Raw genomic sequence first — 16,471 nt, forward strand, 5'->3', positions numbered from 1 at the left:
CTATGATGCCGAATCGTGCGGATGTCCTCAAGGAGAAATACCAAAACAGTATCGGTCTACCCTTTGCCAAGGTTCTACCGGAAGCCGAAGTCCAGGCTGTAGTGGACGAACAAGGCATCGCCTATCGCCAAGTGCTCTACACCCCAATGGTAGTGCTGTGGAGTTGGATCTCCCAAGTTCTTGATGTCGATGGCAGTCTCAGCCATGCGGTCAAGCGGGTGGTGGCCTGGATGAGCCTGGCGGGCTTAGAGCCGCCGTCAGCCGATACCGGGGGGTACAGTAAAGCGCGTAAGCGCCTGAGCGAGTCCATTTTCCCACCCCTACTAAAGCGAGTGACGAGGGCGTTACAACGGAAAGTATCCCCGGAACAACGGTGGTGTGGTCGCCGAGTCAAGGCCTTTGATGCCACGACGGTCTTGATGAGTGATACCAAGGCCAATCAAGCGGCGTATCCCCAACACAGCAATCAGAAGACGGGCTGTGGCTTTCCGCTGTTGAAGCTTCAGGTGTGGTTTTGCGTGACTACGGGAGCGGTCTTGGAGGTAGCGATGGCTCCTTTTCGGGTGAGTGAGTGGCGCTTAGCCCGCCAACTTTACCAGACCCTGCGCCCAGAGGATGTGGTGGTGGCCGATTCGGCCTATGGCACCTATGTGGATCTGGCCTGGGTCGCGCTGACGGGAGCCGATGCCGTTTTTCGCAAGCACCATCAGCGCCGCTGCGATTTCAGGCGTGGCAAAAAGCTTGGGATTGGCGACCACATTGTCCGGTGGCAACGCCCCAAGCAATGCCCCGACGCCCTCTCGCCTGAGGAGTTTGAAGCCTTACCCGAGTCGATTGAGGTACGCGAAGTCTTTCTCTCCATTCAGACGCCTGGGTTTCGACCGACCAACATCGTAGTGGTGACCACCCTGATGGACGCCAAGCGGTATCGCAAAGCTAAATTGGCCGAACTCTATCACCTCCGCTGGCAGGCCACCGAAGTCAATCTCAGGCATCTCAAGACCACCTTAGCTATGGAGATGATTGCCGCCAAAACGCCCGCTATGGTGACCAAAAGCATTTGGGTTCATCTGTTGACCTACAATCTGCTGCGAACCCTCATGTGGGAGGCGACTGCCGACTCTGAGGTCGACGCGTTACGGCTCTCCCTTCAGGGCACTCGGCAACAATTTAATCACTTCCGACCCGAGTTTCTCCATCTCGCTCCATCCCAGCAACAGCGAGGCTACCAGGCCTTGTTAAGCGCTGTGCAAGAGCTGATTGTTCCCTTTCGCCCCAACCGTTCAGAACCCCGAGTCGTCAAACGTCGTCCCAAACCGTTCCCGAGAATGCAGGAACCCCGCTCAGTCCTGAAAGCTAAGCTGGTAGCTTGATAGGGCTTACGTCAGTGACATTCATCTAGAGTGAAGCGCTGAGTGGTCGTAGTCATGGCGTACGCGTACCGCTGGTGATTCAATTATGACATTCCCAAACCGATAGACGTGCCTTACCGGCATACAGAGACAGCCTGGGCTAGCCTCTTTTTTCTGGTCAGAGAGAAACGAAGTTGCTAGGCTGAGGTGAGTTTGCTCAGCGTTGGTACTTCACTATGGCAGCCCAGTCTAAAACCCTATTTGAGCAATTTTTGGCCCCGATTTTCTCGCACCTGATCGATCGCGATGCCCTGGTGCGCCTGCGGGACAGGATTGATTGGGAAACTGGGGTGGCCGAGTTCACCAATCCCCAGGTGGTGTACCCCAACTACTACAAGACCAGCAACTTTCACGGCATCAAAAACGGCTACCTGAATATAGACGCAGCTCTCACCTACGACCCCATTACCCAGTACGTGCTGCCCCCCGGCGAAACCTGGGTCCGCGAGAGTCTGGTGAAAGCAATTAAGGGAGAGCCTCGCCGCCTTCTCGATCTGGGCTGCGGCACGGGCACCACTACGTTAATGCTGAAGCGCCGCTTTGCCAGTGCAGAGGTCATCGGCCTGGATCTGTCGCCTCAGATGCTGGTGATGGCTGACTACAAAGCTCGTGAAGCCAGTTTGGATGTGACCTTTCGCCACGGCAACGCCATGGCCACGGGACTGCCCGCCGCATCCTTCGATGTGGTGTGCGCCACGCTGCTGTTTCACGAGACGCCGCCTGCGGTGGCCAAGACCATTCTCTCTGAGGCCTTTCGGCTGCTGACGCCGGGCGGGCAAATGCTGGTGCTCGACGGCAACCAGCGGGCGCTGCGGGCCACCGACTGGCTCAGCAATATTTTTGAGGAGCCCTTCATTCGCGACTACAGCCAGGGCAATGTGGATGCCTGGCTGGGCTACGCCGGGTTTGAGAGAGTGCGCACCGAGGATGTGTTTTGGCTGAACCAGCTGAGCTATGGCCGCAAGCCGCTGCCGGTGGTGGAGCGGGGGGAGGGGAGGGGGGAGGTAGGTGTTGGCGATCTGCCGATGCCGCAGCCTGCTTAGGGCGTGGGGGCGTGGGAGAGTGCGTGGGAGCGTGGGTGTGTGGATGGGTGGGTTGTGACCCGGAGGTAGCCTGGGCAAATCCAAAACCCAAAATCCAAAATCTAAAATTTCCCCGCTTACGTTCGGTTATCTGTGCCTTAGGCTCGCGACGGCTCTGCGTACACTAAAGGCGTTGGGCGTAGGCGGGTAAAATTAATGGTGCGACTTCAACCTTGGCAGTGGGCGGTGCTGGCGCTGCCGCTGGTGGCGATCGCGGGCTTCATCATGACGGCGGCGGGGGTGCAGATTCACGCCTGGGGCCTGAACTGGATTTGGGGCGTGATTGTGGTCATGCTGGTGCTGTGGCGGGGGCTGCTGGCCCGCTGGACTCGGCCTGTCATCAAGCAAATGGAGGCGGCTCTGGAGCAGGCTCAGCAGGAGCTCGATGCGGCGATTGAGGCCGAGACTCCGATCGCCCTGCCCGTGGGTGAATCGGCGGCTACAGCTTTAGAAGACATTCTCACTGCTGCCCAGCAGGACCCCCCGGTGTGGGAAGACTGGAACCCCTTTTGGGAGCGCTGCCGCGAGGTGGTAACGGCGGTGGCCCACGCCTACCACCCCGACGTGAAGTATCCGCTGCTGAATATCTACCTGCCCGATGCCTACGGCCTGCTGCGGGGCACGGTGGATGACGTGGACCGCTGGATTGCAACCCTCACGCCCGTGCTGGGGCAGGTGACTGTGGGGCAGGCGGTGCAGGGCTACGAGGTCTACCGCCAGGTGGAACCCTCGGCCCGCAAGCTCTGGCAGGCGTGGAACTGGGCTCAGTGGCTGCTCAACCCGGCGGCGGCGGCGGCCCGCACCCTGAGCCAGCCCACCAGTGCCCTGGCCAACCAGCAGCTCTTGGGCAACTTAAACGCCCTGCTGCGAGAGGCCACCCTGCGGAATCTCTATCGCCAGGCAGTGGCCCTCTACAGCGGCCAGCTGCCCGGCATGCCCGGCCCGGCCAAACCACTCCCGACGGCCCAAACCCAAACCCTGCGGGAGATTCTTGAGCAGGCCGAGCCGGTGGATGAGGTGGCCGAAAAGCCGGTGAATATTTTGCTGGTGGGGCGCACCGGGGCGGGCAAGAGCAGCGTGATTAACACTCTGTTCAATAGCGATCGCGCCGAGGTAGACGTGCTGCCCAGCACCGACACCATCAGCACCTACCGCTGGCAGGGTGACCGGGGCGAAAGCCTCACCCTGTGGGATTCGCCCGGTTACGAGCAGGTCGATCGCACGGGCTACCGCGACCAGCTGCTCGCCTGCGCCCGCCAGGCCGACCTGCTGCTGCTGGTCACCCCCGCCCTCGACCCGGCCCTGCAAATGGATGCCGACCTGCTGCGGGATATGCGCGCAGAGGTGCCCGAGCTACCGGCGATCGCCGCTCTCACCCAGGTGGATCGGCTGCGACCCCTGCGGGAGTGGCAGCCCCCCTACGACTGGCAGTGGGGCGATCGCCCCAAAGAAACCTCCATTCGCGAGGCCACCCACTACCGCCAGGAGCAGCTGGGGGAACTGTGCGATCGCATCCTTCCCCTGGTCACCCGCGACGCCAATTTCGCAACGGAGCGCTCCGGCTGGAATGCCGATGCCCTGTCCACCGCGCTGATCGAACTCATCGACCCGGCCAAGGAGCTCCGGCTGGCGCGGTTTCTGCGCGATCGCGAGACCAAAGTCACCGCCGCCGCTCGCCTGATCGATCGCTACCGCTTGCAGATGAGCACCACCCAGGGCCTTGCCGCCTTTCTCAAAAGCCCGGTGCTGCAATTCCTCGCCACCCTCACCACCGGCACCCCCACCCTGGCCTACCTGCTGGCCGAGCAAATTCCCGTCGAGCAGCTGCCGGTGGTGCTGGGCAAGCTCCAGCTCGCCTACGACCTGTTCAAGGTGGTCGGCCCCGACACCGCCCGGCTCGATTTACTCGCCCTCTGGCCCCTGCTGCTGGAGCACAACGACCAGCCCGATCGCGCCGCCTGGGCCTTCGGCCACGCCATGGTCGAATACTGGAGCCAGGGCCTCTCGATCGCGGGCACCCGCCAGCGGGTTGAGCACTACCTGGGGCAGTACGGCAAGCGCTGAAAAATGACGATATCGATGTGCGCTTTCAGGCGCGGTTCCTCCAGGGTTTCGTAGTGCACCACGTCAAAAAAATAGGGCAGCGGCTTGTCTTCGTTGAGGCAGTCGGCCAGGGCCGCAACGGTGCGGTGGGTAACGCGATCGCCCTTGATCGCCAAATCCACGTCTGACCCCTGCTTGTAGCTGCCTTTGGCGCGGGAGCCAAACAGCACGGCAGACTCAATCGCCTCAAACTGGCCCAGAGCATCGGTAATGTGCTGCATGTCGCTGTCTAACAGGCCGTGGGGCATTAGCGATCGCCCTCCAGCTTGGCCTGAAACAGTCTGTAGAGCTCATCTAGCAAAGGAAAATATTCGGTTCTGATCTTGACTTCAACGGCGATCGCGGTTTTCTCGCTATAGGTATAGGCCATCAGGTTGCGGTCTTGCAGCGCATTTATCCAGTCGTGGCCCTGGCTGATCAGCCCCGCCTGATAGGCCTGCTTGATCACTTCCCTGGGGATTTTTGCCGTCAGCCCCTCCAGCTCTTCGTAGTCTTTCAGCAGCTTCCACGACAGCTCAAAGGCCATCTCAAAAAACTGAATCAGCCCCGCCCGCTCAACCACCGAAGGGGCTTCAATGGCGATCGCAGTGGATAGCAGCAAAAAAGTCCGCTCGAAATTAGAGAACCGCTGCACCCAGCGAATATCGGCGTCTTCCATACCGTTGCTAAGACCTGCGTTTGTAGGGTATCTCCCTTCTGCCATGCTGACGATACGTGCTCTTAGCGTCTTTAGACGGGAGATTACTATCCCCGCAGAGGATTACCGATGGTAGATTAAAGGCGCAACCTGCTATCTCCCCCTCTCATCCTTTAAGAATAATGCTCATTCTCTCTGTCAGCAGCGGCAAAAATCTTGAGCTGGCCCACGCCTTTGAAGCCGAGGCGATCGCCCAGGGCGCCTCCGTCGAGCACATGGCGCTGCCCGAACTGCACCTGCCGCTCTACGACTCGCTCAACCACGAGAGCGGCGCTGGGGACGGCCTGCTCAAGCTAGCCCAGGCGCTGAGGCGGCACAAGGGCCTGCTGATCTGCGCGCCGGAATACAACGGCTCAATTCCGCCGGTGCTGAGTAATGCGATCGCCTGGCTCTCGGTCAGCACCGAGGACTTTCGGGCGCTGTTCAACGGTCGCCCCGTGGCGCTGGCTACCCACAGCGGCGGCGGCGGGCAAAAAGTGCTGATCGCCATGCGCCTCCAGCTCTCGCACCTGGGCTGCACCGTACTGGGCCGCGAACTGCTCAGCACTTCCCAAAAAGCCGCCAACCCCGAGACTATCACCACGCTAATCCGTCAGCTGGCCGACCTTGAACTTGCCTACGGCGGCGTCACCGAATAGGATTTGCGCTCAGCTACCGCTTGTCCCACTGCTCCTTCATCCGCTGAATGCGCTCTAGCAGCGTTTCGTTAGACATGCGCGAGTTGAGCCGCTCCACCAGCAGCGGAAAGGCCAGGGGCGACGGGCGCTTGGTCTCCTTCCACACCACCGAGCGCCGATCCAATCGACTCAGGGTTTGGGTCAGGCGGTGGGTTTCGAGCTGGTCTTGCAGCACCTCCCGCTCGGCCTGCTTGAGCAGCAGGTTGTCGGGTTCATATTTGGTAAACACCTCGTAGAGCAGCGAGGTGCTGACCTGGAGCTGACTGGAGGTCTTGCGCGAGCCGGGATAGCCCTTAAACACCAGCCCCGCCACCTGGGCGACGCCGCGAAACTTGCGCTGGGTGAGTTCAGAAATGTTGAGGCTGGCGCGAATATCGTCCTCCAGGTTTTCCAAGCTAAAAAAATCGCTGGAGAAGAGATCCTTGTACGGATAGCCCTTGGGGCCAAGGATCTCAAAGCCGTAGTCGTTGACAGAAATGGTGAACGTGGCCGTCTTTTGCCTGGCAAAGCGGTAGCCCCACAGAAAACCCAGCCCCTCGTGGACAAACCGGCCCTCAAAGGGAAAGACGTAGAGATGCTGGCCCTCGCGGGTTTTGCAGCTCTCGACCAGCAGCTCGTCGGCGCGGGGCAGAGTTGAGAGCCGCTGCTGGACTTCGAGAATGGGGGCAATGCTGAGAATTTCGGCGTTAGTGGCTTCTCGCTGTGGATCCCCCCTGCCCCCCTTATTAAGGGGGGTATCGGAGGAATCTGCTACGGCGAGAGGCTGGGGGGATTTGGTCTGCGCCAGGGGCATGTTCTCCTGTTGGGGAAGATTTGTATGGCCAAATTCACCAATCACCCCCCGCACCCACTCCACCTCGCGGCGCAGGTGGTGGCTGAGGGTGTCGGAAATGGCCAGCTGACCGCCGCCCCAGGTGGGCGTTACCGTCGATTTGTGCTTGGTGCCTTTGACGTAGAGCACCATGTCCTTTAGCTGAAAATACTCCAGCTGCCGCCCGGCGAAAAAGAACACGTCCCCCTGCTTCAGCCGCGACACAAAGGATTCTTCGACGGTGCCGATCTCTTTGCGGTTGGTGTAGAGAATTTTGACCGGCGTGTTGGAGGTGATGGTGCCAATGCCAATGCGGTGGGTGCGGGCCAGCCGGGTATCGACAACCTTGCAGAGACCGTCCTCGCGCACCACTTTTTTGTAGCGGGGATAGGCCCCCAGACATTGCCCCCCGTTTTCAATGAAATCTAAAATCCACTGGTATTCTTCGTTGGTGAGGTCGGCGTAGGCGACGGTCTGCCGCAGATTGGCCAGGGTAGTTGCTGGCGCAAAGCCGTCACCGCAGGCCAGGGTGACCAGGTGCTGCACCAGCACGTCGTAGGGCTTGGGCTGGGGGCGGCGGGTTTCCATATCGCCCAGGGCCAGCCCCCGGCGAAAGGCGGAGATCTCCAGCAGCTCCAGGGCGTTGGTGGGCAAAAAGAACACTTCGGAGGTGCCCTCGGGCACGTGGGCGCTCCGCCCCGCCCGCTGGAGCAGTCGGGCCAGGTTTTTGGCGCTGCCGATCTGCACCACCCGCTCCACCGGCTGGAAGTCTACGCCCAGATCCAGCGATGAGGTGCAGACTACCCACTTAACAGCGCCCGACTTCACTCCGGCTTCGATCGCCTCCCGCTCCTTTACATCAATCGATCCGTGGTGCAGGGCAATGCGATCGGCCTCGTCTGGCAGGGCAAAATGCAGCGCCTGGTACCACCGCTCGGCCTGGTTGCGGGTGTTGGTGAAAATCAGCGTCGATTTCTCAATATCCAGCGCCTCGACCAGCGTTTCAAACATGCGCAGGCCCAGGTGCCCCGCCCAGGGAAAGGTATCCACCGACTCGGGGCGAATGCTGGTGATCACCGTATCGCGCTTCAGATCGGAGCGAACAATCACCGGCTCGCGGCCCAAACCGACGGCGGTTTGAGCGGCTTCTTCGAGGTTGCCGAGAGTAGCGGAGATGGCCCAGGTGCGGAGATTGGGCTGGAGCGATCGCAGCTGCCCCACGCACAGCTCGGCCTGGGTGCCCCGCTTCGAGCTCATCAGCTCGTGCCACTCGTCGAGGATCACCGCCTTTAGGTGGCCAAACCGTTTGGCTCCCTCTTTGTAAGACAGCATCACCGCCAGCGACTCCGGCGTGGTGATCAGAATATTCGGCATCTGCTTGAGCTGCTTGGTCTTGCGCGACGAGCTGGTGTCGCCCGTGCGCGACTCGACGGTGATGCCCCAGCCCATGGCCGCAATGGGTGCTTTGATCGCCTGCTCAATGTCCCGCGACAGGGCGCGCAGGGGAGTGATGTAGAGCAGCTGTAGCCCAGCGGTGGGGTTGGCGATCATTTCTGCGATCGCCCCCATCACCGCCGCGTAGGTTTTGCCTGAGCCGGTGGGCACCTGCACCAGTCCGCTGCGCCCCGCCAGGTAGGCCTCCCAGGTTTCGGCCTGAAAGGCTAGGGGCTGCCAGCCCTGGGCGGTGAAGTACTGCAAAATTGGGGCGAGGCGCGGGTCAGCGGTCACAGGGATCCTTGGAAAAACAGATGTCATATTTCAGTGTAAAGGGGGGATAGATGCCAGCACGACCCCAAGGAAGCCGCCGGACCGGGGCTATACCCTGTCTGTAGCAACACAGCCCCCACAACCTCAATGCCCTCGGCAGATCTGAGATATCGGCCCTGAGCCGAGGGGACAGTTATTTGAATCGGCCCAGTATTGACGCCTCAAAAAAAGAGGTCAGCAAATTTTGAGCGGCTCACTGACCCCGCAAGCTTTGCCATAGGCAGTACAGGAAAGAGCTTAAAGGCTTGAGGGAAAATAGTTATTCACAGCGTTAATGAAGCTCATTATTGAGCGCTATTCTTCTCAATTTGCTGCCCTTGACGACTGTATTAGCGAATTAGAAAGATGAATTAAAAAGCCTAGAAAATGCGCCTGCGAGGCGATGGAGCAAAGGGGGTGGGACCCCTTATGGAACCGTTAAAAATTCATATAGTAGGGCCAGTTGTGTAAGGAGTTTGACAATTCACCCAGGGCGGGAATCTTTCTGTAGGTGCCGATCATCTTAGCTATCAGGCGTGCAATCTACATTTCGGTAACTAAGGTATATGAGCAGTGCTAAGTCTATTTTTATCTCGTACCGTCGACGCACTAGTATCGACATCACGGGGCGAATTTATGACCGATTAGTGGCGCATTTTGGTGAAAACAGCGTTTTTAAAGACGTCGATTCGATTCCTTTTGGGGTCAACTTTCGCCACCATCTGGAGCAGGAGGTGAGCCACTGCCCGGTGCTGCTGGCCGTTATTGACCCCGACTGGCTGGGGGTCGCCGACGATCGCGGCAGACCCAAACTGGCCAACCCCGCCGACTGGGTGCGCATTGAAATTGAAACCGCCCTCCAGCGCGATCGCCTCGTCATTCCGGTGCTGGTGGGAGGGGCGACCCTGCCCGAGGAAAACGCGCTGCCGGAGGGACTCAAGGCCCTGGCCTACCGCCAGAGCGCCCAGGTGCGCTGCGATCCCGACTTTCACCGCGATCTCGATCGCCTGATTCACCGCATTGAGGGGGTGTTTAGCAGCCTGGCCGTGGGGGGAGGGGCGATCGCCTCGCCCAGCCCAGCCCCATCTAGCCTAATTGGTGAGTTGGCGGCCGCGCTGGCCACGGCCAACCAAACGGCCCAGTCCCCCGTGCCCACCATGGGGCGGCGGCGCTGGCTGCGCATGATGGGGTTGGGCGTGCTGGGCGGTGGCTCGGCCCTGGCGGTACACCAGCGGCTGCCCGCGCTCCAGACTTTGACCACGGGCAATGTTCCTGCCCTGCCCGAACTATCGACCCTGCCCGATCGCCTGCAAAAGGCCCTGGAGCAAGCGGAAAGCGCCATTTTATCGCCGGAGGTGGACGCCTCTGAGCTGAGCGAGCCGGAACCGGCAGCCCCTGACCCAGACCTGAAGCTAGCTGAGTCGAGCGAGCTGTACAGCTACGAGTCGGTGACGGTCGATGAATTTGGCATGGAGCGATCGCAGATTAAATTTTCTACCCCCTCCCACCAGGCGCTGCGGCTAGAGACCCCCATCGGCCCCTTGACCCTGCGCCTGGTTTCCATTGTGGGGAGCCAGTTTGTCATGGGGGCGCCCGAAACTGAACCCGGCTACGACCCCGCCCAGCCTGCGCAGGCGATCGCCAGCGTCGAGTCGTTTTGGATGAGCATTCACCCCATTACCCAGGGGCAGTGGCGGGCGGTGGCGCTGCTGCCCGCCGTGAACCTAGACCTTGACCCTAATCCGGCCTACTTTGCGGGCAGCGATCGCCCCGTAGAGCAAGTTACCTGGCACGAGGCGGTGGAATTTTGCGATCGGCTCAGCCGTTTCGCAGAAAATCGGCTCAACCAGCTAATCAAAACCTACCCGGCTCTCTCCGGACTCCAGCACTACCGCCTGCCCACCGAAGCCGAGTGGGAGTACGCCTGCCGGGCCAAAACCACCACGCCCTTCAACACGGGCCAAACCCTCACCACCAGCCTGGCCAACTACAACGGCACCCAGCCCTACCGACAGGAGCCTCCCGGCCAGTTTCGCGCCACCACCACGGCAGTTGGGGCCTTTGGCAAAGCCAACGACTTTGGCCTCTACGACATGCACGGCAACGTGCTGGAATGGTGCTCGGCTCGGCCAGACGCCCCCGATGGCGACAGCTGGCGGGTGGTGCGGGGCGGTTCGTGGCAAAGCCCTCCCCAGCAGTGCCGCTCGGCGTTTCGATCGGGCCTCAAGGCCGATACCCGCAGTAACACCGTCGGCTTTCGCATTGTGGGCGTGGGATGAGCGGTTGTGTTGAAGCCTCAGTTATCAACGGGGTTGCCTTCTCGCTTATAGGTTAGGGCATAATTGAGTTCATCTAATAATTGATGCAGATATTAAGACTATGGCTTTGCAAACTCTAACGCTACGCTTACCAGATTCAATCTATCAACGGTTGGTTGATTTAGCTCAAAAATCAGAGCGACCATTAGAAGAAGAAACGGTTAGTCTGATTAATGCTGCACTGATGACCGATGCAGAGTTAATTGCTGACATCAGCGATCGCCTAAATCAACTGGCATTGCTCACGGATGAGGAGCTATGGAATGCGGCTGCCTCTCGATCATCTAGAGACGACAATGAGTTAATGCAGGAACTGTTGGAAAAGCGCCAACGAGAGGGGTTAACCCCAGAGGAATTTGAGCAGGTGCAGACATTATCGAAACACTTTAACCACATCATGATAGTTCGAGCTAAGTCGGCGGCTCTTCTAGCTGAGCGAGGTCACGATATATCCGCACTAGCAGTTGCTCCATGAGCAAATCCAGAATTCCAGATGGACTTCGTGCCGAAATTGTTGCCCAATTTGGTTATCGCTGTGCTTACTGCCAAACTCAACAACAAATTTCGGGCGTGCGCCTGACAGTTGACCACATTGTGCCGGAATCGTTGGGAGGGACTACAAATAAGCGTAATCTTTGCTTGGCTTGCTGGGATTGCAATCTATACAAGGCTGCAAGAATTTCTGTATTCGATAATCAATCTCAGCAAAATGTTCGTCTGTTTCATCCTCAACTACAAGCCTGGTTCGATCATTTTGAGTGGAGTTCTGACGGTTCACTCGTGATTGGAAGAACCACAATAGGTGAAGTTTCAATTGCCGCACTTCGAATGAACCGTCCCGAGTTGGTGATTTCGCGTAAATTTTGGGTTGAGGGGGGGTGGCATCCTCCTGATTGATTTATTCATTTTATTAAATGACAACGAATTACCTCTTTTTCATCAGCATCAAAATCTTGCCTAAGATGAAAATGAAATCCACTTGAATATTTGCCAAGAGCAAGTTTTATAAAAGCTTTCGCTAATGTTAAATATGCTTGCTTATTCGCATACAAAACAGGAATTTTATTTTCAATAACAATTTTCATCTCTTCATCCATTTCTTCATCAAAATCAAACTCAATACTGTTCTTGGGAGAATAATCTTCGAACTCAAATTCGAACTTCATGCCAACGTCTCCTTTAGCGATATCCTAAGGAAGATACTTCTTCACCAGCAGGCTGAGCTTATCGAGCGTAGCTGCCGGGGCCTTGTCAAGCGGCGTAATGATGGCGTACTTCAGCGCCGAGTGGGCCTCCGACTCGGGCGGATTGGCGGCAACGCGGTTGACCACTTCGCGAATCACCCGCTGGGCGTTGACGGCATTCTTTTGCAGATTGCCGATCACCATTTCTACGGTGACGCTGTCGTGGTCGGGGTGCCAGCAGTCGTAGTCGGTAACCAGGGCCAGGGTGGCGTAGGCGATTTCGGCCTCGCGGGCCAGCTTGGCCTCGGGCAGGTTGGTCATGCCGATGATGGTGGCACCCCAGCTGCGGTACAGCTCCGACTCGGCCTTGGTCGAAAAGGCTGGCCCCTCCATGCAGACGTAGGTGCCGCCCCGGTGCAGATCCACATCGGGCAAGTTCAGGCTTTCGACCGCGTCGGCCAGCACCTTGGCTAAGGCTGTGCACACCGGGTCGCCAAAGGTAATGTGGGCGACCAGTCCCTCGCCAAAGAAGGTGTTGACGCGGTTGCGGGTGCGATCAATAAACTGGTCGGGCACCACCATATCCAGCGGCTTGGCGGCCTCCTTGAGCGAACCGACGGCGGAGGCGGAAATCAGGTATTCCACCCCAAGCGATTTCATTGCGTAGATGTTGGCCCGAAAGGGTAGCTCCGTGGGCATTAGGGTGTGCCCGCGTCCGTGGCGAGCCAAAAAGGCGACGCGAGTGCCGTCCAGCGTGCCCAAAATAATCGCATCGGAGGGTGCGCCAAAGGGCGTGTCGATGCGAATTTCTTCGATATCGGTGAGGGCTTCCATCTGGTAGAGGCCGCTGCCGCCGATGATGCCAATCTGTGCCTGTGCCGCCATGGTGGTTATTGTCTAGAACTGGACTGCCCTATCATAGGCTCTCGGCGGCTGGTGAGACTACAGAATAGATGGCAACTTCCGAGTTCATCGATTACTGAAACTACCGTAAATTTACAGAGTGAATAGTTCCGCAGAGTTCACGGCCTGATAGAGTACCTGCACATTAAATGGTATCTCGCCTGTGGCTCTACCAGCTCCTCAGCAGCTGTCGATTGCTTTTGGCAGAGGCTTTCGCCCTTCGTACACCGATGGACATGCACTGAGGGACATTCTGGCGATCGCGCTATTTAGGACCAGCCGCTGTTTTTAAGATAATCCTGCATGTTACCCGTAACCCTCTATGACCCGGCCACCAATCCAGCCCCGCTGGCGGCTGGATTTTTGACCTATGGCCAGCTGCCCACCTTTCCAATTTTTGTTCAGGCGTTTCCGCCCGCCAGCATCTCAGATATCACCGATATTTTCGAGGTTGCGCCGCTGGCTACAACCACTAGCAGCACCGGGGTAAATCTCAACACCAACGGTACTCTAGTGCAGATTTCTCCAGGCTACGATCCTATAACCTACTCCCTCTCCAGTGGCGTCATCAAAATTCCAACCGGGCGCTCTTTAACCCTGACGTCTGATCAGGGCTACGCCGGGTTTAGCAACTACAATATTGACCTCGACCTTGAAAATATTGATATTTCCAATACCAATCTTGACTCAGCCAGTCTAGTACCCGTCAATCCATCCTTCCCAACCTTAGACCCATCCGTGGGCTTTAGTGTCGAGTTTGATCTGGCGATCGCCTACGAGCAAAGCAACCCCAACCGGGCCGGATTTAGCTTTACCTTAATCAGTAGCGACCTCAGCAAGGGAGCCGAATTCGGCTTTAAGGAAGCTGGCCTCGACAGCGACTACATTTTTATTCAAAACGCCAACCTCAATGCGGCCAGCGAAGGGGAAAAGAGCACGGCGGCTCTAGAAATTAGCGCCACTAATCACTACAGCATTACGTTTCAGGGAGACAGCTACGCGCTGTCTGTAAACAACACGCCGCTGCTAACCGGGCTGCTTCGCGACTATAGCTTTGACCCCACCAACAGCGATCCCCCCTTTCCCGGTTCAATTAATCCCTACGAAACCCAAAACTTTCTTTTCTTTGGAGATAATACCGACCAGGGCTACGCCAACTTTACCCTGGGCAAAGTTGCCATTAATCCTCTGCCTTCACCCTTTGGCAGTTTTCCCGACTTTAATGGCGACGGCAATACCGATATTGCCTGGCGCAACCGAGCCGGTGGAAAAGTAGGCCTTTGGCTGATGAATGCGACTACCTTTGGCAGCCCAGATTTCATTGGCCCCGAAGTAGACCCAGAGTGGGATATTAAAGCGATCGGCGATCTAAACGGCGACGGCAGTGCTGACCTGGTGTGGCAAAACAAAATCACTAACCGGGCCACCGTCTGGCTCATGGATGGGATGAATCTGGTATCTGGGGAGCTGCTAGAGGATGTTGGCCCAGATTGGCAGGTAGTTGAAACCGGAGACTTCAACAACGATGGCAAGGACGATCTGGTCTGGCGAAACGCCAGTTCAGGGGACAACGCCGTCTGGTTTATGGACGGCACCAGCCGCATTTCTGGCGAATTGCTGGCTCCTGTTGTGGACTTAAATTGGGAAATCGGGGCTGTGGGAGACTTTACCAACGACGGCAATATGGACATTTTTTGGCGGCACCGCACTGCGGGCACCAATGTGTTCTGGAAGATGGATGGAACTAACCTTATTGAGGGTGTTGAAACCACGGCAGCAGCAGTCGGATGGCACGCCCAAGGCGCTGCTGATTTTAACCAGGATGGCAAATCAGACATTCTCTGGCAAAACGAATCGAGTGGAGAAAATGCTGTTTGGCTGATGGATGGCTCGACCCTCAGCAGCGGTGTACTGCTGCCTGCGGTAGATCCTACCGCCGGGTGGACACCAACCGTATAGGGCTAAGCAGAAAATAGCTAAGGCAATTTCAATACCTAAGCATTTAGGCGGATTATGACTGGGAGCGATATTCAGACAGCAGTTCATCCGGCTGAAGTGGTTGGTATCGAGCAGATGTATCGCCTAAGCCTGGATTTGGGAGCGGGTTTCGTAGACGGTTTCTAGGCAGCCTTCAAAGTCTGAGCCTTCCCAAGTTTCGGTATGGCTGAGTATAGAATCACCCGATGGATACCGGAAGTCGGTAGATTCAGCGATCTGGGGTTGGTCCTTTTGCTCGGCATGTACAAGGAAGTTGAGGAAGTCAGAGATTAGGCGGAGGCGATCGCCCGACAGTCGATCCAGGTAATGATTTATAGCCTGGCGCAGTTGACTGTTGTTCATGGTGTTTAGCTAATCATGCAAAAAGTAGCCGCCCTTTGGGTTCTGGAATAGGGCGACCCATTTCCTGTGCCGTTTCAATCCACTCTTGAATAACGGTTTCTATGTTTTTGACAGCATCTTGATAAGTCTCTCCGTCTGCGACACAGCCGGGAAGTTCAGGAACTTCAACGATAAAGGCTTCATCAACTGCGCTCCAGTAAATTATAAGTTCGTATTTAATCGACACTTTTATCTCCCAATTTATATTTCAAAATCAAGTCGCGAACTTGTTTAACTTGATAGGCCTTGGCCTTGCCCTGTTTTGGCTGAAGATTTAAGATCTCTTCAATACCTTCTTTAGAGAAAATGTGGTGACTGCCGCGTATTCGCTCGGCAAAGCCAAGGGTGCGTAGTAGTTGACAAAGCGAATCGAAGTCAATATTGGCATCAGACATTCCCAGAAGAATCTTGACCAGTAGCTTATCTCGCTGGCTCACGGTTCTCTACCCAGGCCGAAAGGCGAAGCGCTAGCTTGTTGCCGCTGTCTCACAGAAATAATTTGTGAGGCCGATACTTCAATCGTTATATTTGGCACCCCAAACCCTTCTAGGCTATAGCCGTCGTCTTCGTCGTCGGGCATGGGATAACGCTCTACCACGATAGTAATATACCCCCGCTTGAGGTGATGCTCTGGCAAATCTTCAGCTAGGGCAACCTGCGAAAAGAGCGGGTAATGGATCTTCATGGATTTGCTCCTTTCTCTAGCAAGGCTTTGTTATCTGCTTCAGAGGTCGTAAACACCTGAGCCACATCATCGTCTAAAACAACAACTTTGAGCTTTTCTACATCATTTCTAACGGCAAATCGATTGGGCTTCGCTTTTTGGTAGTCAAAGCGATATTCTGGCTGAAGATCATCTTCAGAGCTTGGCATGGGGTTAGAGGCCATTTCGTTCATAATTCTCACGCTCTGGTTGGGTGGCTAAACGGGCACTAATGATACGAATTTTGCCAGGTTGTTCACTAAAGGCAACTAGCAGCAATCGATTCCGCTGGAAATGGCCAATGATAATCTCACGCTGCTCACCAACTGAGTGGACTGGAGCCTCGAAGATTACGGCTAGAGAGTTGGCAAAGACAGTTTTGGCTTCCTCAAAACTAACACCATGCTTTCTAAAATTGCTGTCTGCTTTAGCTGGATCCTACTCAAGTTTCGTCGT

At 56.9% G+C, this 16,471-nt stretch carries 18 protein-coding genes and 1 pseudogene; 8 read left to right on the forward strand and 11 right to left on the reverse strand.

The window, feature by feature from the left end; translation table 11 throughout:
* Window positions 1–2: 2 nt before the first annotated feature.
* The 3 genes from LEPTO7104_RS0103160 (at window position 3) to LEPTO7104_RS0103170 (ending at window position 4,558) form a co-directional block, all read left to right on the forward strand.
* Complete coding sequence (locus tag LEPTO7104_RS0103160; RefSeq protein ID WP_083886984.1) at window positions 3–1,373, forward strand: IS4 family transposase; 1,371 nt, start codon at window positions 3–5, stop codon at window positions 1,371–1,373.
* 215 nt (window positions 1,374–1,588) lie between these two features.
* Complete coding sequence (locus tag LEPTO7104_RS0103165; protein WP_017297095.1) at window positions 1,589–2,455, forward strand: class I SAM-dependent methyltransferase; 867 nt, start codon at window positions 1,589–1,591, stop codon at window positions 2,453–2,455.
* A 195-nt stretch (window positions 2,456–2,650) separates the two neighbouring features.
* Window positions 2,651–4,558, forward strand: coding sequence for a GTPase family protein (locus tag LEPTO7104_RS0103170; protein WP_017297096.1), 1,908 nt, complete (start codon window positions 2,651–2,653; stop codon window positions 4,556–4,558).
* On the opposite strand, the gene LEPTO7104_RS0103175 is transcribed toward LEPTO7104_RS0103170, so the two are convergent.
* The gene (locus LEPTO7104_RS0103175; protein ID WP_017297097.1) at window positions 4,531–4,845 is read right to left on the reverse strand and encodes a nucleotidyltransferase family protein; all 315 of its coding nucleotides are present in this window, start codon (window positions 4,843–4,845) and stop codon (window positions 4,531–4,533) included. The two genes, LEPTO7104_RS0103170 and LEPTO7104_RS0103175, sit on opposite strands and share 28 nt — an antisense overlap.
* Window positions 4,845–5,255: an HI0074 family nucleotidyltransferase substrate-binding subunit gene (locus tag LEPTO7104_RS0103180; protein ID WP_017297098.1), complete on the reverse strand. Its 411-nt coding sequence runs from the start codon at window positions 5,253–5,255 to the stop codon at window positions 4,845–4,847. Before LEPTO7104_RS0103180 ends, LEPTO7104_RS0103175 begins: the two co-directional genes overlap by 1 nt.
* A gap of 161 nt (window positions 5,256–5,416) precedes the next feature.
* On the opposite strand from LEPTO7104_RS0103180, the gene LEPTO7104_RS0103185 reads away from it, so the two are divergent.
* Window positions 5,417–5,932, forward strand: a complete 516-nt coding sequence (locus LEPTO7104_RS0103185) for an NADPH-dependent FMN reductase (protein WP_017297099.1) — start codon at window positions 5,417–5,419, stop codon at window positions 5,930–5,932.
* Between the two features lie 13 nt (window positions 5,933–5,945).
* On the opposite strand, the gene LEPTO7104_RS39845 is transcribed toward LEPTO7104_RS0103185, so the two are convergent.
* Complete coding sequence (locus LEPTO7104_RS39845; protein ID WP_051158470.1) at window positions 5,946–8,537, reverse strand: ligase-associated DNA damage response DEXH box helicase; 2,592 nt, start codon at window positions 8,535–8,537, stop codon at window positions 5,946–5,948.
* A 557-nt stretch (window positions 8,538–9,094) separates the two neighbouring features.
* Between LEPTO7104_RS39845 and LEPTO7104_RS39270 the strand changes: the two genes are divergently transcribed.
* From LEPTO7104_RS39270 to LEPTO7104_RS37885, 3 genes are all read left to right on the forward strand, one after another.
* Window positions 9,095–10,807 (forward strand): SUMF1/EgtB/PvdO family nonheme iron enzyme, encoded by a 1,713-nt coding sequence (locus tag LEPTO7104_RS39270; RefSeq protein ID WP_017297101.1) that lies wholly within the window; start codon window positions 9,095–9,097, stop codon window positions 10,805–10,807.
* Between the two features lie 100 nt (window positions 10,808–10,907).
* Window positions 10,908–11,321 carry a hypothetical protein gene (locus tag LEPTO7104_RS0103200; protein WP_155523498.1) on the forward strand — a complete coding sequence of 138 codons (414 nt, stop codon included), beginning with the start codon at window positions 10,908–10,910 and terminating at the stop codon, window positions 11,319–11,321.
* Window positions 11,318–11,743 carry an HNH endonuclease gene (locus LEPTO7104_RS37885; protein ID WP_071527171.1) on the forward strand — a complete coding sequence of 142 codons (426 nt, stop codon included), beginning with the start codon at window positions 11,318–11,320 and terminating at the stop codon, window positions 11,741–11,743. The genes LEPTO7104_RS0103200 and LEPTO7104_RS37885 overlap by 4 nt, the downstream gene beginning before the upstream one ends.
* Window positions 11,744–11,748: 5 nt before the next feature.
* Here LEPTO7104_RS37885 and LEPTO7104_RS0103205 read toward each other — a convergent pair whose 3' ends face one another.
* Both LEPTO7104_RS0103205 and LEPTO7104_RS0103210 read right to left on the reverse strand, forming a co-directional pair.
* A complete protein-coding gene (locus LEPTO7104_RS0103205) occupies window positions 11,749–12,012 on the reverse strand; it encodes a hypothetical protein (protein WP_017297103.1) in 264 nt (87 codons plus the stop codon).
* A gap of 24 nt (window positions 12,013–12,036) precedes the next feature.
* On the reverse strand, window positions 12,037–12,915 hold the full coding sequence (locus LEPTO7104_RS0103210; RefSeq protein ID WP_017297104.1) for an S-methyl-5'-thioadenosine phosphorylase: 879 nt from the start codon (window positions 12,913–12,915) through the stop codon (window positions 12,037–12,039).
* Between the two features lie 321 nt (window positions 12,916–13,236).
* On the opposite strand from LEPTO7104_RS0103210, the gene LEPTO7104_RS36620 reads away from it, so the two are divergent.
* Window positions 13,237–14,892, forward strand: coding sequence for an FG-GAP repeat domain-containing protein (locus LEPTO7104_RS36620; RefSeq protein WP_017297105.1), 1,656 nt, complete (start codon window positions 13,237–13,239; stop codon window positions 14,890–14,892).
* Between the two features lie 123 nt (window positions 14,893–15,015).
* Here the strand turns inward: LEPTO7104_RS36620 and LEPTO7104_RS0103220 are convergent, their stop codons facing one another.
* The 6 genes and pseudogenes from LEPTO7104_RS0103220 to LEPTO7104_RS43470 all read right to left on the reverse strand — a co-directional run.
* Window positions 15,016–15,273, reverse strand: coding sequence for a hypothetical protein (locus LEPTO7104_RS0103220; RefSeq protein WP_017297106.1), 258 nt, complete (start codon window positions 15,271–15,273; stop codon window positions 15,016–15,018).
* Window positions 15,274–15,286: 13 nt separating this feature from the next.
* Complete coding sequence (locus tag LEPTO7104_RS37890; RefSeq protein WP_071527172.1) at window positions 15,287–15,499, reverse strand: type II toxin-antitoxin system HicB family antitoxin; 213 nt, start codon at window positions 15,497–15,499, stop codon at window positions 15,287–15,289.
* On the reverse strand, window positions 15,489–15,749 hold the full coding sequence (locus tag LEPTO7104_RS0103225) for a type II toxin-antitoxin system HicA family toxin (RefSeq protein ID WP_017297107.1): 261 nt from the start codon (window positions 15,747–15,749) through the stop codon (window positions 15,489–15,491). Before LEPTO7104_RS0103225 ends, LEPTO7104_RS37890 begins: the two co-directional genes overlap by 11 nt.
* Complete coding sequence (locus tag LEPTO7104_RS0103230) at window positions 15,746–15,997, reverse strand: DUF4926 domain-containing protein (protein WP_017297108.1); 252 nt, start codon at window positions 15,995–15,997, stop codon at window positions 15,746–15,748. The genes LEPTO7104_RS0103225 and LEPTO7104_RS0103230 overlap by 4 nt, the downstream gene beginning before the upstream one ends.
* Window positions 15,994–16,209 (reverse strand): hypothetical protein, encoded by a 216-nt coding sequence (locus LEPTO7104_RS0103235; RefSeq protein WP_017297109.1) that lies wholly within the window; start codon window positions 16,207–16,209, stop codon window positions 15,994–15,996. Before LEPTO7104_RS0103235 ends, LEPTO7104_RS0103230 begins: the two co-directional genes overlap by 4 nt.
* A pseudogene (locus LEPTO7104_RS43470) lies at window positions 16,190–16,453 on the reverse strand (BrnT family toxin); the annotation flags it as partial. The pseudogene LEPTO7104_RS43470 and the gene LEPTO7104_RS0103235, both read right to left, overlap by 20 nt.
* Window positions 16,454–16,471 lie beyond the last annotated feature (18 nt).

It is taken from the genome of Nodosilinea nodulosa PCC 7104 (assembly GCF_000309385.1).
Taxonomy (GTDB): Bacteria; Cyanobacteriota; Cyanobacteriia; order Phormidesmidales; family Phormidesmidaceae; genus Nodosilinea; species Nodosilinea nodulosa.

Excerpts from the sequence above, each read along its gene's own strand:
- LEPTO7104_RS0103205 (WP_017297103.1), bottom strand. The coding sequence starts at position 12,012 with ATGAAGTTCGAATTTGAGTTCGAAGATTATTCTCCCAAGAACAGTATT.
- LEPTO7104_RS36620 (WP_017297105.1), top strand. The coding sequence starts at position 13,237 with ATGTTACCCGTAACCCTCTATGACCCGGCCACCAATCCAGCCCCGCTG.
- LEPTO7104_RS0103175 (WP_017297097.1), bottom strand. The coding sequence starts at position 4,845 with ATGCCCCACGGCCTGTTAGACAGCGACATGCAGCACATTACCGATGCT.
- LEPTO7104_RS0103235 (WP_017297109.1), bottom strand. The coding sequence starts at position 16,209 with ATGAACGAAATGGCCTCTAACCCCATGCCAAGCTCTGAAGATGATCTT.
- LEPTO7104_RS0103200 (WP_155523498.1), top strand. The coding sequence starts at position 10,908 with ATGGCTTTGCAAACTCTAACGCTACGCTTACCAGATTCAATCTATCAA.
- LEPTO7104_RS39270 (WP_017297101.1), top strand. The coding sequence starts at position 9,095 with ATGAGCAGTGCTAAGTCTATTTTTATCTCGTACCGTCGACGCACTAGT.
- LEPTO7104_RS0103185 (WP_017297099.1), top strand. The coding sequence starts at position 5,417 with ATGCTCATTCTCTCTGTCAGCAGCGGCAAAAATCTTGAGCTGGCCCAC.
- LEPTO7104_RS0103230 (WP_017297108.1), bottom strand. The coding sequence starts at position 15,997 with ATGAAGATCCATTACCCGCTCTTTTCGCAGGTTGCCCTAGCTGAAGAT.
- LEPTO7104_RS0103210 (WP_017297104.1), bottom strand. The coding sequence starts at position 12,915 with ATGGCGGCACAGGCACAGATTGGCATCATCGGCGGCAGCGGCCTCTAC.
- LEPTO7104_RS0103165 (WP_017297095.1), top strand. The coding sequence starts at position 1,589 with ATGGCAGCCCAGTCTAAAACCCTATTTGAGCAATTTTTGGCCCCGATT.
- LEPTO7104_RS39845 (WP_051158470.1), bottom strand. The coding sequence starts at position 8,537 with ATGACATCTGTTTTTCCAAGGATCCCTGTGACCGCTGACCCGCGCCTC.
- LEPTO7104_RS0103160 (WP_083886984.1), top strand. The coding sequence starts at position 3 with ATGATGCCGAATCGTGCGGATGTCCTCAAGGAGAAATACCAAAACAGT.
- LEPTO7104_RS37885 (WP_071527171.1), top strand. The coding sequence starts at position 11,318 with ATGAGCAAATCCAGAATTCCAGATGGACTTCGTGCCGAAATTGTTGCC.
- LEPTO7104_RS0103220 (WP_017297106.1), bottom strand. The coding sequence starts at position 15,273 with ATGAACAACAGTCAACTGCGCCAGGCTATAAATCATTACCTGGATCGA.
- LEPTO7104_RS0103170 (WP_017297096.1), top strand. The coding sequence starts at position 2,651 with ATGGTGCGACTTCAACCTTGGCAGTGGGCGGTGCTGGCGCTGCCGCTG.
- LEPTO7104_RS0103180 (WP_017297098.1), bottom strand. The coding sequence starts at position 5,255 with ATGGAAGACGCCGATATTCGCTGGGTGCAGCGGTTCTCTAATTTCGAG.